The sequence below is a fragment of the Cellulomonas edaphi genome (genome assembly GCF_030362815.1).
Classification (GTDB): domain Bacteria; phylum Actinomycetota; class Actinomycetes; order Actinomycetales; family Cellulomonadaceae; genus Cellulomonas; species Cellulomonas edaphi.
Genome location: NZ_JAUCGR010000002.1, coordinates 395,460 through 409,412 on the forward strand (window position 1 = coordinate 395,460; position 13,953 = coordinate 409,412).

Genomic DNA, 13,953 nt, shown 5'->3' on the forward strand with positions numbered 1-13,953 from the left:
GCGTGATCCTCGGGGTCGCGGGAGCCAGTTGGACTCATCCCGCGAAACTCAGTTAGAGTCTGGGACGCACACGGAACGCCGGTGAGAACCGGGGGACGTGCGTGCGGACGTGGCTCAGTGGTAGAGCATCACCTTGCCAAGGTGAGGGTCGCGGGTTCGAATCCCGTCGTCCGCTCGGAGACATTCCTTCTCGGCCCTGGCCGCTGAGGACTGCGGTCTCAGGGTGGAGTGGCCGAGAGGCGAGGCAGCGGCCTGCAAAGCCGTATACGTGGGTTCGAATCCCATCTCCACCTCGCAGTAATGACGCATGGGCGATTGGCGCAGCGGTAGCGCGCTTCCCTGACACGGAAGAGGTCACTGGTTCGATCCCAGTATCGCCCACCAGAATTTACGCAGGTCAGGCCACCCTTCGGGGTGGCCTTTCTTGTGCCACCGGGCGCCACGCGTCCGCTCAGTGGCTCCCGTCGAACCGGAGCAGCGTGTCACCGGCGTCGGACTCCCAGACGTGCCCGACCCACTGGACGTCGCGCAGGGCAGGGCGACGCCCCGTCACGAGGGCGGGCTCGATCTCACCCCAGGCGTCGTGCGCCTCGGCGGGGCGAAGTACGCCAGCCCCTCGGGATAGACATCCGTGACAACTGCCGCCCCGGCCGTGACGAGCTCACGCCCCAGCCTGCGGGACACCCGCCGCGGAGTACGGCGGAAGAGCACACCGTCAGGGTCACGCAGCGAGCCGTCGGGTGTCTCCTGCAGCGAACCGGGCGTCGACACGACGAAGACTCTAGGTCGGCGTATCAGGAGGCGGCGGGAGGAACCGACTACGCGGCCGCGAGCCGGTCGCCGAGCTGCTGTCCTACCCACAGCGTTGCGACCGCCGTGGCGAGCACCGCGAACAGACCCGGCACGATCGCGTAGTCGAAGATCGACCGCGTCAGCACCGCGCGCAGGTCGCCGACCGTCGAGGACCACCGCGCGTCCCGACGAGTGATCAGACCGAGCTGCTTCTTGACCCCGGGATCCACCACGCAGGTCATCGTGTACAGCACGCCCGCGCGCACGACGGCGGACCAGAGCCGCGTCGAGGCGACGGCGAGCCGCTGCCCCGCGGGTGCGCGCAGGGTCCGCTGCCACGGAGCCGGTTCGATCGCGTACGCCACGCGGTACCTATCGGCCGCGACGCCCCGGAACTTCAGGTTCTGCCCCGCCCGAGTGCGCGGACCCCGGCCCTCGTATCGTGGGTGGATGCCACGCACCGTCGCCACCACCCGCGCCGTCGCCCTGCCCGAGCTGCTCGAGTTCGTCCGCGAGCGCCACCACTTCATCCTGGTGACCACGAGGCTCGACGGACGTCCCCAGGTCTCCCCCGTCAGCGGGGGCGTCGACGACGAGGGCCGCCTGGTGATCTCGACCTACCCCGGCCGGGCGAAGGCGCTGAACGCCGAGCGCGATCCCCGGGTGAGCGTGTGCGTGCTGTCCGACGACTTCGGCGGCGCGTGGGTGCAGGTGGACGGCGAGGCCGAGGTGCTGCACATGCCCGAGGCCGAGGACGCGCTGGTCGACTACTACCGGTGCATCGCGGGCGAGCACCCGGACTGGGACGAGTACCGGGCGGCCATGCGCATCCAGGGCAAGTCGCTGATCCGCGTCACGCCGACCCGCTGGGGACCCATCGCGACCGGCGGCTTCCCGGCGGACGTCGCGGCCCGCCTCGAGGGCTGACCTCAGACGGACGCCACGTACACCGTGTTGGTCGCCTGCCGGTCCTGGAGCGGGTTGTCGAAGGCGACGACCCGGGCGTCGACGTCGGAGAAGACGCCGGCGAGGACCGCGACGAACTCGTCGTCCGGCGGGTCGTTCGACCACAGCGCGAAGACGCCGCCGTCGGCGATCTGGGACCGGAGGGCGGCCAGGCCCTCCGCGGTGTAGAACGGCGCGTTCTGCGGGGCGAGCAGATGACTCGGCGAGTGATCGATGTCCACGAGCACGGCGTCCACGGGTCCCGGCGAGCCGTCGCGATCGAATCCCCTCCCCGCGGCGGCGAGCGCGAAGAAGTCGCCGTGCACCAGCCGGCTCCGCGGGTCGCCGACGATCCCCGCTCCCAGCGGCACCAGTCCGCGGCGGTGCCAGTCGATGACCGGCTGGAGGGCGTCCACCACGACGAGGCTCCCGACCTCGTGGTGCGCCAGCACCGCCGCGGCGGTGTAGCCGAGGCCCAGGCCACCCACGACGACGCGCACGCCCTGCCTCCCGGCCAGCCGATCGAGTCCGATGTCGGCCAGCGCGACCTCCGCCTCGACGAACAGGCTGGACATGAGGAAGTCGTCGTCGAGCTTGACCTCGTGCACCTCGCGGCCCGTGGTCGGCTCGACCCGGCGCCGCAGGCTGATGGCGCCGATGGGCGTGCGCTGCCAGTCCAGCTCCTCCAGCCGGCGACGAGGCGCGGCGTCCTGCGAGTCCGGCACGAGCCACTCCTCTCGCCCGGCGGCGCCGCCGGTCGTCGCTCACCCTAGCGACGCCCGGCGGGCATCCCGCGCGCACACCCGCGGGTGCGGATCGCGTGGGATCGCCGCGCGCCGGACTAGCGTGAGCGCCAAGAAGATCCGGCCCGCTCGCCGTCGACGTCGACCCGGGCCGCGCGCACCGAGGAGGCACGGTCCCCGGCATGGAATCGCCCCGACGCCAGCCCACGCTCGACGAGGTCGCTGTCCTGGCGGGGGTCTCCCGCTCCGCCGCCTCCCGCGCCGTGAACAACGGCCCGCACGTGTCCCGATCCAAGCGGGACGCGGTCATGAAGGCTGTCCGTCAGCTCGGCTACGTGCCCAACGCCACCGCTCGGGCGCTGGCCACCAACCAGGCAGGAGCGGTGGTGCTCGCCGTGGCCAACGACGACCCGGCGCTGTTCACCGACCCGTTCTACGCCCAGATCATCATCGGCGTGGCGACCGAGCTGGACCGGGCGGACCTCGACCTCACGCTCATGCTGGCCGCCTCCGCGCAGGGCCGTGACAGGCTCAAGCGGATGCTGCGCTCGAGGCGCTCCGACGGCTTCATGGTGATCGCACCCGCGGGCGACGACTGGCTGGCAGCGGTCGCGCACATGACCGAGCTCCCCGTGGTGTTCTGCGGTCGCCCGCTGGGCGCGGAGCCGTCCTGGTACGTCGACGCCGACAACCGCGGCGGCGCACGGCTGGCCACCGAGCACCTCGTCGCGCTCGGCCGGCGCCGCATCGCGATGATCGCCGGGCCCATGGACCTGCAGGCGACCGTCGACCGTCATCGGGGCTTCACCGACGCGATGGCGGTCGCGGGCCTCGAGGCCCACCGGTTCGCGACCGCGGACTTCAGCCCGCGCGGCGGCACGCTGGCCATGGAGCGGCTGCTCGACAAGCACCCGGACATCGACGGGGTGTTCGCCGCGTCGGACAACGTCGCGGCCGGCGCCCTGCGCACCCTGCGGAGCCGCGAGCGCACCGTGCCGGGCGACGTGGCCGTCGTCGGGTTCGACGACCTCACGATCGCGGCGCAGACGGAGCCCGACCTCACGACGGTGCACCAGCCCATCGACGCGCTCGGTCAGGAGATGGCCAAGATGATGGTGCGGCTGATCGCGGGCGAGCGGCCGAGCCCGCTCATCGTCCCGACCCACCTGGTGGTCCGCGGATCCGCACCGGCCGCGCCGTGACGAAGGAGACTGCCGTGGACGTGCACCACATCACCGGCGAGGGCGTGCGCGAGGCGCGGCCCGACGAGATCCCCGCGCTGCTCGCGGCCGGCGAGGGGGTCGTCTGGGTGGACGTGCCGCACTGGGACGCGCACGCGGCGGCCGCCGTCACGGACGTGCTGGGCCTGCACCCGCTGGCGATCCACGACTTCGAGGTGCGCAACCGGCTGCCCAAGGTGCACGCCTACCCGGACGCGCTCCTGCTGGTGCTGCACGCCCCGGAGCGCGGGAAGGCCGGGCACGTCCACCACGTCGAGCTCGATCGCGTCGTCGGCCCCGGCTACCTGCTCACGGTGCACGGCCCCGTGAACCCGGCCGTCGCCGAGGGGGTCGCCCTCCGGGACACCCAGGAGGTGCTCGAGCGCATCCGCGCCGGACGTCTGCGCCCTCGGACGGCCTTCGACATCTCGCACGCGATCGTCTCGGCCCTGACCCGCCGCATGGAGGCGTTCGTCGAGGAGCTCACCGCGGACGTCTGGGAGCTGGAGCGGCGCGTCACCGAGGGCGCGTACGACGACCCGGAGAGGTTCCTCGACGAGATGTTCCGCACGCGGCACGGGCTGCTCGCGGTGCGCACCATCGCCGCGCAGACCGCGGAGATCTACCGACGCGTCGCCTCGATCCCCCGGGCGGTCCCCGACGAGAGCCGTCACCTGGTGCTCGACCTCATCGACCAGTTCGAGCGGATCGTCGGGCTCGCCGGCGAGGAACGTGACTACCTGCAGGGCGTGATCGAGTTCTACCGCGCGCGCACCGAGACGAAGATGACGATCGCCGCCGAACGGCTCGCCGTGATCGCGGTGGTCACGCTGCCCATCACCGCGCTCGCCTCCGTGCTCGGCATGAACCTCATCGTCAACCAGCACACCACGGGAGCGGCTCTCGCGGTGGCGCTCGTCGTCATGGTGGCCATGTCGGGATGCCTGCTCTGGTGGGCGCGGCGGCAAGGCTGGTGGTGACCCAGCGGTTGTCCGGCATGTGAGATCTCGGTTCGAACCCCTTGATCCGCGCCGCCACGCGTGCTGGCCTGTGGCGCGTCGCACCGTGCGACCCAGGACGAGGAAGGAGCAGTCGATGGCTCTCGTCGCGCTCCCCCGCCCGTCCGCCCGGACCCGTTCCTGTCCGGCCTGCTGTCAGCGCTGAGCTGACCCCGCCCCGGCGACGTCCCGTCGCCCGCAGGCCCGTCGACCACCCCGCGGCTCCACGCCGCGGTGCGCGTGGTCGGACCCGAACGCATCCGAGAGGCACGACCATGAGCACCACCCTGACCACCCGGCCCGCCGCCCCGGCCGCACCCGAGCGCACCCTCGACGTCGACGAGCTGAGCGCGCTGACGCGCGACATCGCGGCGCACCCGGAGCGCTGGCGCCCGCTGGTGCAGTTCCAGACCGAAGGCCGCTGGTGGACGCGCCTGGACGGGCCCGCAGGCGTCGACGTCTGGCTCCTGACGTGGCTTCCGTCGCAGGGCACCGAGCTGCACGACCACGGCGCCTCGGCAGCAGCCTTCACCGTCGTCGCCGGGTCGCTCACCGAGATCCGGCCCGACGACGGCCGGCTCGTGCCGCGCGACTTCGCGACCGACCGCACCCAGACGGTCGACCCCGGCGACCTGCACGACGTGCTCAACACGGGCACCGAGCCCGCGGTGAGCATCCACGCGTACTCCCCGCCGCTCACCCGGATGACCTACTGGGCGCGCACGCCCGAGGAGCGGCTGGTGCCGGCCCGCACGGTCGACACCGACGAGCCGGAGACGGACAAGTGACCGGCCGCCGACGCACCATCGAGGACGTCCTCGCCGAGGCACGCGCGGGGCTGGACCGGCTGACCCCGCTCGACGCGTGGGAAGCCGTCCAGAACGGCGCCCTGCTGGTGGACATCCGGCCCGCGGCGCAGCGCGCCGCCGAGGGCGAAGTGCCGCAGGCGCTGGTCATCGAGCGCAACGTGCTCGAGTGGCGGCTCGACCCCGCCGGCAGCCACCGCATCCCTGCGGCCACCGGGTACGACATCCAGGTGATCGTGCTCTGCTCCGAGGGCTACACGTCCAGCCTCGCAGCGGCGGCTCTCGCGGAGCTCGGCCTGGACCGGGCCACCGACGTCGTCGGCGGGTTCCACGCCTGGGTCGCGGCCGGCCTGCCCGCCACCGGTGGTGCGCTGCCGGCGCTCGCCCGGCTGCACGAGGCCGCGCTCGTCGTCTGACGCCGCCCGCCCGGTGCGCGGCGGGCGCGACCCCTCGAGATGCCGCCGCGACGTCCTCGCGGCACGGTAGGTGCAAGGCCGGGCGACTGGCCCGCACACCTTCCGAGGAGGCCGCATGCCGGGAACCGTTCCAGGACCGAGCGTCAAGGACCCCAAGCTCTACGAGGACCTGCGCAAGCAGGGCGCCTCGAAGGAGAAGGCGGCGCGGGTGGCCAACGCGAGCACCGCCGACGGTCGCTCCGAGGTCGCCGCTGCGGGCGGGCGGTCGGGCTCGTACGACGACTGGACGGTGAAGGACCTGCGGGCGCGGGCCGCCGAGATCGGGATCTCCGGCCGCTCCACGATGACCAAGGCCCAGCTGGTCCGGGCACTGCGGGAGCACTGACGTGGCCTCGAGGACGACCTCGGGAACGGGGCGCTGAGCCGTGCACGTCGTCGTCGTCGGAGCCAGCGGCAACGCGGGCACCGCCCTGCTCAGGCGGTTCGAGCGGGACGAGACGATCACGTCGGTCACCGCCGTCGCGCGTCGCGTGCCCGCCGGGCGACCGCCCGCGCCCTACTCCGTGGCCCGGTGGGTGGCGTGCGACATCGGCACGCCAGGACCCGACGAACCCGTCGTCGCCGACCTCGCGCGCGCCATGGCCGGCGCGGACGCCGTCGTGCACCTGGCCTGGGCCATCCAGCCCAGCCACGACCGCAGGCGCCTGGCCCGGGTGAACGTGGACGGCACGCGTCGCGTGATCGCTGCCGTGGCTCGAGCGGGCGTGCCGCACCTGGTGGCCGCGTCGTCGGTCGGGGCCTACTCCCCCGCGCCCGACGACGTGCCGCGCGCCGAGGGATGGCCCACCGACGGCGTGCACTCCTCGTCCTACAGCGTCGACAAGGCCGCGTGCGAGCGCCTGCTCGACGGCGCCCAGGCGACGTTCCCCGACCTGGTGGTGGCCCGCCTGCGGCCGGCGCTGATCTTCCAGCGAGCTGCCGGGAGCGAGGTGGCGCGCCTGTTCCTCGGTCCCCTGGTGCCGCGTCGGATCCTCGACGGGCACCTGCCCGTCCTGCCGTGGCCCGACGGTCTGCGGCTGCAGGCCGTGCACGCCGACGACGCCGCCGACGCCTTCCGCGAGGTGGTGGTGCGGCGCGCGCGGGGGGCGTTCAACGTCGCGGCGCCGCAGGTGCTCCGGGTCGACGACGTCGCCGCGCTCGTGTCCGGCGGGCGTTCGCGCGTGGTCTCGCCCCGTGCGCTGCGCGCCGCGGTGACGCTCGGGTGGCGTGCCCACGCCGTGGCCGCCGGTCCGGGCTGGCTCGACATGGCGATGGCGGCTCCCCTGCTCGACACGACGCGCGCGGAGCGCGAGCTGGACCTGCGTCCGCGGTGGACCGCGGCCGAGGCGCTGCGCGACCTGCTCGGTGGCCTCGGCGAGCAGGCGGGCACCGCGAGCCCGCCCCTGAAGCCCGGGCGGACGGGCCGGCCCTAGCGCGCACCGGTCACCTGCTCGCCATGCCGCTGTCACCCGTGGGGGTTACCGTGCCACGGCACCGCAATCCGGTGCATCACCGACAGCACGGGAGGACTCCGACATGGGCATGAACGTCCGACGAACCAGCCGACGCGGCGCCGTCGCCGCGGGTGGCGTGGCGGTCGCCACGGCTCTGCTGGCTGGGCTGGCGACGCCCGCGACCGCCGGCGGTGGTCAGGGCCACGGCCACGGCCACGGCGGTCAGCCGAGCACGTACGAGCTGACCGTGATGGGTACCACCGACCTGCACGGCAGCGCCCTGAACTGGGACTACTTCAAGAACGCGGAGTACGACGACAGCGCCCACAACGACGTGGGCCTGGCCAAGGTCTCCACGCTGGTGGACCAGGTGCGTGCCGACAAGGGCCGGCGCAACACGCTGCTCGTCGACGCGGGTGACACGATCCAGGGCACCTCGCTGGCCTACTACTTCGCCAAGATCCAGCCCATCTCCAAGACCGTCATCCACCCGATGGCGGCCGCGATGAACGCGATCGGCTACGACGCCGCCGCGGTGGGGAACCACGAGTTCAACTACGGCATCCCGTACCTGCGCACGTTCCAGAAGCAGCTCGACTTCCCGCTGCTCGCGGCCAACGCCCTCGACGACGCCAGCGGACGGCCGGCCTTCAAGCCGTACGTCATCAAGACGGTCCGCCCCGCGCACGGCAAGCCGATCCGCGTCGGCATCCTCGGCCTGACCAACCCGGGCATCGCGATCTGGGACAAGGCGAACGTCGAGGGCAAGATGCGCTTCGACGGTCTGGTCGAGCAGGCCAAGAAGTACGTGCCGCAGATGAAGCGAGCCGGTGCGGACGTGGTCCTCGTGGCGGCGCACTCCGGCGCCGACACGTCCTCCTCCTACGGCGACACCCTGCCCTTCCCGGAGAACGCCGCGACGCTGGTCGCCCAGCAGGTGCGCGACATCGACGCGATCCTCGTGGGCCACGCCCACCAGGAGATCCCCGAGCGCGTGGTCAAGAACACCGCGACCGGCAAGGACGTGGTGCTCTCGGAGCCCCTCAAGTGGGGCGAGCGGCTGAGCGTGTTCGACATCGACCTCACGTACGCGCACCACAGGTGGGCCGTCAGCTCCGTGCACTCGAAGGTGCTCAACGCCAACACCGTCCCGGAGAACCCGCGGATCGTGAAGCTGCTGGCTGCGGACCAGAAGAAGGTCGTGGACTACGTCAACGGCGTGATCGGCACGGCCACCGAGGCGATGTCGGCGGCGACCGCCCGGTACGAGGACACCGCGGCGCTCGACTTCATCAACTACGTCCAGGCGGAGGCGGTCAAGGCCGACCTGACCGGCGCGGACGCCGCGCTGCCGGTGCTCTCCATCGCGGCACCGTTCAACAAGGACGCCGCGATCCCCGCCGGGGACGTCTCCGTGCGGGACATCGCCGGGCTGTACATCTACGACAACACGCTGCTGGGCATCAAGCTCACCGGTGCCCAGGTCAAGGCGTACCTGGAGAAGTCGGCGGAGTACTTCAAGCAGGTGGCCGGCCCGGGCACGTACCCGGCCGACCAGCTCACCAACGCGGTGACGCCGACCGCTCCCTCGGGGACCCCGGACTACAACTACGACGTCATGGCGGGCCTCGACAAGCCGCTGACCTATGACATCGACGTGTCCAAGGCCGCCGGGAGCCGCATCACCGGTCTGGCGTACGGCGGGGTCCCCGTCGCGGACGACCAGGTGTTCGTCGTGGCCATCAACAACTACCGGCAGTCCGGCGGCGGGAACTTCCCCGGTGTCGTCGGGGCGCCCGTCGTCTACAACCGCCAGCTCGAGATCCGCCAGCTGCTGATCGACTGGGTGACGGCTCACCAGGTGGTCGACCCGGCGCTGTTCTCGTCCACCAACCCGGACTGGCGCCTGACCGCCGGCACGACCCCGCTCACGGTCACGCCGTAGTCCGTCCGTGGTGCCGCGACTCGCGTGCGGGTCGCGGCACCACGGCTCCGGCGCGCCTCAGGGCGTGCCGGCGAGCGTCCGGGCCGCCGCCAGACGGCGCCGGGTGATGCGGGCCTGGAACCGACGCGCGACGCCCGGCGCGAGGCGCGATGCCAGGAGCACCGGACGGCTCACGGCGCCCAACAGCGAGGGTCCCTCGTCGTTCACGCGCAGCCCCGCGGCCCGGTGCACGCGCCAGCCGAGCAGGGCCTCGAGCGCCCGTGGGACGCCGGCCTCCGCACTGCGCGACGAGACCAGCACCCGGTCACCTCCGCGATCCACCCGGTCGCAGCGAGTGTTGCAGGTGCGCTAGACCGTCACGCCCGCCAGCGGCGCGTCGGAGCCCACCACACCGATCTCCAGGCGGGCGATCCGGTCCGTCGGCACGCTGGTGGAAGCGGTCAGGCCCTTCGCGGTCCCCGCGCCGGCCGACCACGTCGCGGCCACGGTGCGTGCGCCCGAGGAGTCGACCACCACGAGCGTGTAGACCACGGGCGTCGCCCACGACTCGTGCGGGGGGTAGGAGCAGTGCCAGCTCAGCGTGGTGCCCCAGCCGCGTGCCGTCATCGTCAGGCTCGCCTCGACGGCCGAGCCGCCGACCGGCGCGAGCTCGACCGTGCGTCCTGCGACGACCACCACGGGCGCCGCGTCGCGCTGGGCGAGCGCGACCCCGCCGCCGACCCCGGCCACGAGCAGCAGGACCGCCGCGGCCGCGAGCACCAGGCGGCTGCGGGTGCGGCGTCGCTCCGCCGCCCGCGCGACGGCGGCGAGCTCGACGACCGGAGCCGACGCCGAGAGCTCGTCCTGGCGTCGTGACTCCTCCTGCCGGGCGGACTCGTCGAGCCGGATCGCCTCGTCGGCCGGGAGCAGCCCCAGCAGGCCCGGCATGCCGGCCAGGTCGGCCACGGCCTCGCGGCACGCCGCGCACGTCGCCAGGTGCTGCTCGTACTCGCGGCGGTCCTGAGGGCTGAGCGCGCCCAGCACGTACGACGCGTCCCACTCGCGGAACCGGTCGGGCTCGAACATGTCGCCGTCGCCGGTCATGGCGTGACTCCCTTCTCCTGCAGCGCGAGGCGCATGGCCCGCAACGCGTAGTGCAGCCGCGACTTGACCGTGCCCGCGGGCACATCCTGCTCGTCGGCGATCTCGGCCACCGACAGGCCGCGGTAGTACGCGCCGACGACCACGGCCCGGTGCTCCGCCGACAGCCCGACGAGCGCGTCGGAGACGAGCCACGCGTCGAGGATCGCCTGCGTCTCGTCGCCCGCGGCGCGCTCGGGCAGCGCGTCCGTGGGGCGTTCGCGCCGGCGCTGCGCGCTGCGGGCGTCGTCGACGACCAGGTTGCGGGCCACGGTGAACAGCCAGGCGCGCACCGAGTCCTCCGAGCGCACCATGACCTCGGGGTGCCGCCACGCGCGCACCAGCGTCTCCTGCACCACGTCCTGCGCGAGCCCCTCGTTGCGCGTCAGGCGCAGCACGTAGCGCTGCAGCGACGCGGCGTGCGCGACGTGCAACGAGCGCAGCAGCTCGTCGGGCTCGGTGCTCACGGGGACTCCGGGACGAGGTGGAGCGAGAACTCGACCGCGCCGCGACTGTCGACCTTCACGAAGCCGAGATCGGGCGCCTTGACACCGTAGTCCGCGAAGACGACGGGCACGCTGCCGACGACGTCGACGCCGCGGCTGCCTCCGGCGGCCTGTGCGTCGACGCGCACGGCGCGGGTGACCCCGTGGATGGTCAGCTCACCGTCCAGCACGGCGTCGCCTCCGTCCGTGAGCCGCGCGGCACGGGTGAGCGCGAACGTGGCCGTCGGGAACCGGGACGTGTGCAGGGCCGAGCTGCGGAAGTACGCGTCGCGCGGCGGCTCGTCGGTGTGGATGCTCGCCATGTCGACGCTCAGCAGCGCAGCCGTCAGCTCCCCATCGTCGACCGTCACCGTGCCCTCGACCTGCGGGGTCCGGCCCGTGACCCGGACGTCGATCCCGCGCAGCACCTCGTGCACGCGGTACCCCGCCACCGACCCGCTGCCGATCGACCAGGTGCCGTCCAGGTCGCCCTCGAGGCCGGGCGACGCCGTGAGGCTCGGCACCGGCGCAGCCGCACGGTTGGCGTGGGCGGCGTACAGCTGCGGGCCGACCAGCACTCCCGCGCCCAGCAGCAGCACGCCCGCGCCGGCCACCATCCCTAGCACCTTCGTCCGCCGTCGCACGGTCATCAGCTCCTCGTCGTCCGGTCCGTCTCCCCACCAGACGAGACGCCGGCCCCCGAGGTTCACCGCGGGCCGACGAGCACCCGGGTGAACCGATCCGCGCTCTCTCCCGTCGTGCAGATGGGGGCCCCGACGAGGTGTCGGAACCACGGCCCGGACTCGAGGAGCGAGAACATGCGACGCATCGTCGGCATCACCCTGACCGGCCTGACCGTTGCGGCGGCCCTGGCGGCGTGCTCGTCGTCGGACGACGCGGGCGGCACACCGGAGGCCAGCAACGAACCCACGCAGGACCAGTCCTCGGCGGCGACCGGTGGCGCGGAGGTGGCCACGGCCAAGACCTCCCTCGGCACGATCGTCGTGGACGGCAAGGGCATGACCGCGTACTACTACGACAAGGACGAGCCGAACTCGGGCTCGAGCGTGTGCACCGCCGACTGCGCCGCGGCCTGGCCCGCGATCGAAGCGGCCAGCGCGACGCCCACGGTGGACGGGATCACCGGCAAGGTCGGCACCATCACCGGCACGGACGGCAACCTGCAGGTCACGATCGAGGGCCGACCCATCTACACGTACGCGGGCGACTCGAAGGCGGGCGACGTGACCGGCCAGGGCGTCGGCGGCATCTGGTACGTCGTCGCACCGGACGGCAAGGAGCTGACCAGCGGCGGCGACACCGGCGGCTACTGACGCCGTCTCGACCTGCGGACCGTCCCGGGATCGCCCTGGACGGCCGCGCAGGTCGGTGCCACCCTGCGCCGTGTGAGCACACCGACCACCGTCCACGTCCTCGACAACCCGGCCTGGGAGTCCCTGACCGGCGCACACGCCCAGTTCGCCGAGGGCACGGAGCGGGCGCTGCGCTACCGCGCGGCGGTGTCCCCGATCCTCGCGCTCAGCGATGCCGACGACCCGCGGGCCTGGGACGAGCTGGCCGCGCTCGTGGGGCCGGGCAGCCGCGTGGTGCTCGCGACGTCGGGCAGCGCACCGGCCTCCTGGGGGCGTCTGGGGGAGTTCGCCGGCGTGCAGATGGTGGCCACGGACGCGCTGCAGGATGCGCCCGACGCGGAGGCCGTCGTCCTGGGCGCGGCGGACGTCGACGACATGCTTGCCCTCGTCGCCCGCAACCAGCCGGGGCCCTTCGAGCCGGAGACATACCGCCTGGGCACTTACCTGGGCATCCGTCGTGACGGCGCGCTGGTCGCCATGGCCGGCGAGCGGCAGCACCCGCCCGGCTACACGGAGATCAGTGCCGTGTGCACCGACGCGGCCTACCGCGGGCAGGGGCTCGCCGCCCGCCTCGTCAGGGCCGTCGCCGCGGGCATCCGGGCGCGCGGCGAAACGCCGTTCCTGCATGCCTCGGCGGAGAACACGAACGCGATCCGGCTCTACGAGGCGCTCGGCTTCGAGCTGCGTCGCCAGGTCACCTTCCTCGCGCTGCTGGCACCGGAGCGCTGACGCTCAGATGCCGCGTGCCTGGCGCACGGCCTTCTTGACCAGGATCAACGGCAGCAGCAGCGTGGCGAGCATCGTCACGAGCCAGACCACGACCGCGCCGAGCAGCCACGCCGTCGTCCCGTCGATCGACAGGCCGTCGCTCACGAGCGTCGCGACCCAGAGCCCGAGGAACGTCGAGATGAGGCCCACGCCGCCGGTGAGGGCCGTGGCGTAGCGTCGGGTCATCGTCAGGATCCACGGCGACAAGATGCTCTGGAGCACCGCGAACACCACGACCGCGACGATGAACCCCGACGGGGACACGTCGAAGCCGTCGATCAGGAGCGAGGCCACCCACAGGCCGAGCGCGGAGGAGGCCAGGAAGATGCCTGCACGGATGAGGAAGGCGATCATGTCGATCCGATCTTCTCGAGGCCACGGCGTGCCCTTCACCCTAGGGAGCCGGAAGGCCGCAGCGGAAGGACGACCCGCCACGCCCCGCGTCCTCCCGGCCGGGGAGACGGCATGACGGCGGACCCGTCGGTGCCACCCAGCGGGACCGGCTGCCTCGAGTGCGAGCGCACCGGGGGGTGGTGGTTCCACCTGCGCAGGTGCGCCACGTGCGGTCACGTGGGCTGCTGCGACTCGAGCCCGTCCCAGCACGCGACCGCGCACTGGCACGAGACCGGGCACGCGCTGATGCGCTCCTTCGAGCCCGGCGAGGACTGGTGGTGGGACTACGCCGCCGGGAGCGGGACCACCGGGCCCACGCTCGCCGACCCGCAGCACCGCCCCGTCGAGCAGGGCGCGCCGGGACCCCGGGGGCGCGTGCCCGACGACTGGCGGGTACACCTGCACTGAGGCCCGGAAGGCCGAGGGGCCGAGGTCCCCGGGGCGTTCCGCCGGGCAT

The 13,953-nt window shown here is 73.0% G+C and carries 18 protein-coding genes and 3 tRNA genes; 14 read left to right on the forward strand and 7 right to left on the reverse strand.

Going from position 1 to position 13,953, the window contains the following annotated elements; all coding sequences use genetic code 11:
* The first annotated feature begins 103 nt into the window (after window positions 1–103).
* The 3 genes from QRT05_RS08095 to QRT05_RS08105 all read left to right on the forward strand — a co-directional run bounded on the left by QRT05_RS08095 (window position 104) and on the right by QRT05_RS08105 (window position 384).
* A tRNA-Gly gene (locus tag QRT05_RS08095) sits at window positions 104–175 on the forward strand.
* Between the two features lie 47 nt (window positions 176–222).
* Window positions 223–293, forward strand: a tRNA-Cys gene (locus QRT05_RS08100).
* 16 nt (window positions 294–309) lie between these two features.
* Window positions 310–384 (forward strand) — tRNA-Val (locus QRT05_RS08105).
* Between the two features lie 434 nt (window positions 385–818).
* Here the strand turns inward: QRT05_RS08105 and QRT05_RS08110 are convergent.
* Window positions 819–1,157 (reverse strand): hypothetical protein, encoded by a 339-nt coding sequence (locus tag QRT05_RS08110; protein WP_289446575.1) that lies wholly within the window; start codon window positions 1,155–1,157, stop codon window positions 819–821.
* An 85-nt stretch (window positions 1,158–1,242) separates the two neighbouring features.
* Between QRT05_RS08110 and QRT05_RS08115 the strand changes: the two genes are divergently transcribed.
* The gene (locus tag QRT05_RS08115; RefSeq protein ID WP_289446576.1) at window positions 1,243–1,719 is read left to right on the forward strand and encodes a PPOX class F420-dependent oxidoreductase; all 477 of its coding nucleotides are present in this window, start codon (window positions 1,243–1,245) and stop codon (window positions 1,717–1,719) included.
* A 2-nt stretch (window positions 1,720–1,721) separates the two neighbouring features.
* On the opposite strand, the gene QRT05_RS08120 is transcribed toward QRT05_RS08115, so the two are convergent.
* Window positions 1,722–2,462 (reverse strand): polyamine aminopropyltransferase, encoded by a 741-nt coding sequence (locus tag QRT05_RS08120; protein ID WP_289446578.1) that lies wholly within the window; start codon window positions 2,460–2,462, stop codon window positions 1,722–1,724.
* A 200-nt stretch (window positions 2,463–2,662) separates the two neighbouring features.
* Here QRT05_RS08120 and QRT05_RS08125 point away from each other — a divergent pair, with 200 nt between their 5' ends.
* From QRT05_RS08125 to QRT05_RS08155, 7 genes are all read left to right on the forward strand, one after another.
* The gene (locus QRT05_RS08125) at window positions 2,663–3,682 is read left to right on the forward strand and encodes a LacI family DNA-binding transcriptional regulator (protein WP_289446580.1); all 1,020 of its coding nucleotides are present in this window, start codon (window positions 2,663–2,665) and stop codon (window positions 3,680–3,682) included.
* Window positions 3,683–3,696: 14 nt separating this feature from the next.
* Window positions 3,697–4,680, forward strand: coding sequence for a magnesium transporter CorA family protein (locus QRT05_RS08130; RefSeq protein ID WP_289446582.1), 984 nt, complete (start codon window positions 3,697–3,699; stop codon window positions 4,678–4,680).
* Between the two features lie 293 nt (window positions 4,681–4,973).
* On the forward strand, window positions 4,974–5,486 hold the full coding sequence (locus QRT05_RS08135; RefSeq protein WP_289446583.1) for a cysteine dioxygenase: 513 nt from the start codon (window positions 4,974–4,976) through the stop codon (window positions 5,484–5,486).
* On the forward strand, window positions 5,483–5,920 hold the full coding sequence (locus tag QRT05_RS08140; protein ID WP_289446584.1) for a rhodanese-like domain-containing protein: 438 nt from the start codon (window positions 5,483–5,485) through the stop codon (window positions 5,918–5,920). The genes QRT05_RS08135 and QRT05_RS08140 overlap by 4 nt, the downstream gene beginning before the upstream one ends.
* A gap of 115 nt (window positions 5,921–6,035) precedes the next feature.
* Window positions 6,036–6,305: a DUF7218 family protein gene (locus tag QRT05_RS08145; RefSeq protein ID WP_289446586.1), complete on the forward strand. Its 270-nt coding sequence runs from the start codon at window positions 6,036–6,038 to the stop codon at window positions 6,303–6,305.
* A gap of 40 nt (window positions 6,306–6,345) precedes the next feature.
* Window positions 6,346–7,392: an NAD-dependent epimerase/dehydratase family protein gene (locus QRT05_RS08150; protein ID WP_289446589.1), complete on the forward strand. Its 1,047-nt coding sequence runs from the start codon at window positions 6,346–6,348 to the stop codon at window positions 7,390–7,392.
* A gap of 103 nt (window positions 7,393–7,495) precedes the next feature.
* Window positions 7,496–9,358 (forward strand): bifunctional metallophosphatase/5'-nucleotidase, encoded by a 1,863-nt coding sequence (locus QRT05_RS08155; protein WP_289446590.1) that lies wholly within the window; start codon window positions 7,496–7,498, stop codon window positions 9,356–9,358.
* Window positions 9,359–9,415: 57 nt separating this feature from the next.
* Here QRT05_RS08155 and QRT05_RS08160 read toward each other — a convergent pair whose 3' ends face one another.
* Genes QRT05_RS08160 through QRT05_RS08175 form a run of 4 tightly spaced genes read right to left on the reverse strand, consistent with a single transcriptional unit; the run spans window position 9,416 to window position 11,579 of the window.
* The gene (locus QRT05_RS08160; RefSeq protein WP_289446591.1) at window positions 9,416–9,658 is read right to left on the reverse strand and encodes a hypothetical protein; all 243 of its coding nucleotides are present in this window, start codon (window positions 9,656–9,658) and stop codon (window positions 9,416–9,418) included.
* A gap of 48 nt (window positions 9,659–9,706) precedes the next feature.
* Window positions 9,707–10,441, reverse strand: a complete 735-nt coding sequence (locus tag QRT05_RS08165) for an anti-sigma factor family protein (protein ID WP_289446593.1) — start codon at window positions 10,439–10,441, stop codon at window positions 9,707–9,709.
* A complete protein-coding gene (locus tag QRT05_RS08170; RefSeq protein ID WP_289446595.1) occupies window positions 10,438–10,944 on the reverse strand; it encodes a sigma-70 family RNA polymerase sigma factor in 507 nt (168 codons plus the stop codon). The genes QRT05_RS08165 and QRT05_RS08170 overlap by 4 nt, the downstream gene beginning before the upstream one ends.
* Window positions 10,941–11,579 (reverse strand): YceI family protein, encoded by a 639-nt coding sequence (locus QRT05_RS08175; RefSeq protein WP_289446596.1) that lies wholly within the window; start codon window positions 11,577–11,579, stop codon window positions 10,941–10,943. Before QRT05_RS08175 ends, QRT05_RS08170 begins: the two co-directional genes overlap by 4 nt.
* Before the next feature lie 201 nt (window positions 11,580–11,780).
* Between QRT05_RS08175 and QRT05_RS08180 the strand changes: the two genes are divergently transcribed.
* The gene (locus tag QRT05_RS08180; RefSeq protein WP_289446597.1) at window positions 11,781–12,296 is read left to right on the forward strand and encodes a COG4315 family predicted lipoprotein; all 516 of its coding nucleotides are present in this window, start codon (window positions 11,781–11,783) and stop codon (window positions 12,294–12,296) included.
* A gap of 72 nt (window positions 12,297–12,368) precedes the next feature.
* Window positions 12,369–13,064, forward strand: coding sequence for a GNAT family N-acetyltransferase (locus tag QRT05_RS08185; RefSeq protein ID WP_289446600.1), 696 nt, complete (start codon window positions 12,369–12,371; stop codon window positions 13,062–13,064).
* 3 nt (window positions 13,065–13,067) lie between these two features.
* On the opposite strand, the gene QRT05_RS08190 is transcribed toward QRT05_RS08185, so the two are convergent.
* Complete coding sequence (locus tag QRT05_RS08190; RefSeq protein WP_289446601.1) at window positions 13,068–13,457, reverse strand: phage holin family protein; 390 nt, start codon at window positions 13,455–13,457, stop codon at window positions 13,068–13,070.
* A 111-nt stretch (window positions 13,458–13,568) separates the two neighbouring features.
* Here QRT05_RS08190 and QRT05_RS08195 point away from each other — a divergent pair, with 111 nt between their 5' ends.
* Window positions 13,569–13,904 carry a UBP-type zinc finger domain-containing protein gene (locus tag QRT05_RS08195; protein WP_289446603.1) on the forward strand — a complete coding sequence of 112 codons (336 nt, stop codon included), beginning with the start codon at window positions 13,569–13,571 and terminating at the stop codon, window positions 13,902–13,904.
* The last annotated feature ends 49 nt before the right edge of the window (window positions 13,905–13,953 follow it).